Source organism: Rhizobium ecuadorense (assembly GCF_001187535.1).
In the GTDB taxonomy this organism is placed as follows: Bacteria; Pseudomonadota; Alphaproteobacteria; order Rhizobiales; family Rhizobiaceae; genus Rhizobium; species Rhizobium ecuadorense.
Genome location: NZ_LFIO01001239.1, coordinates 1 through 348, shown reverse-complemented (window position 1 = coordinate 348; position 348 = coordinate 1). Strand labels below are relative to the sequence as shown.

Below are 348 nucleotides of genomic sequence, written 5' to 3'. Positions count from 1 at the left end.
CAATCCGCACTTGCGGCCATTACGAAACAGGCGGCGAAGCCGGTAACGTTGCGTGACATCATCGACCAGATGGTGCTCGGCAGCCGGATGAAGCCGATGGTGGGCTCGCCGGAGCAGATCGCCGATCGTCTGCAGACATGGATCGAGGAGGGCGGTATCGACGGTTTCAACCTGGCGCGGACGGTGGCGCCGGAGAGCCTGCGGGATTTCGTCGATTTGGTGGTGCCGGTGCTGCAGGAGCGCGGCCTCTTCAAGGCGGCCTATTCCGAAGGGCCCTTGCGGCAGAAGCTCTTCGGCGGCGGAACCGGCAGATTGCCCGCCGCTCATCCCGCCACCAGGTTCCGGCGC

General features: G+C 65.5%; 1 pseudogene. It reads left to right on the top strand.

Annotated elements, in window-relative coordinates:
- Nucleotides 1-348, top strand: a pseudogene (locus AF337_RS25810) (N5,N10-methylene tetrahydromethanopterin reductase); the annotation flags it as partial.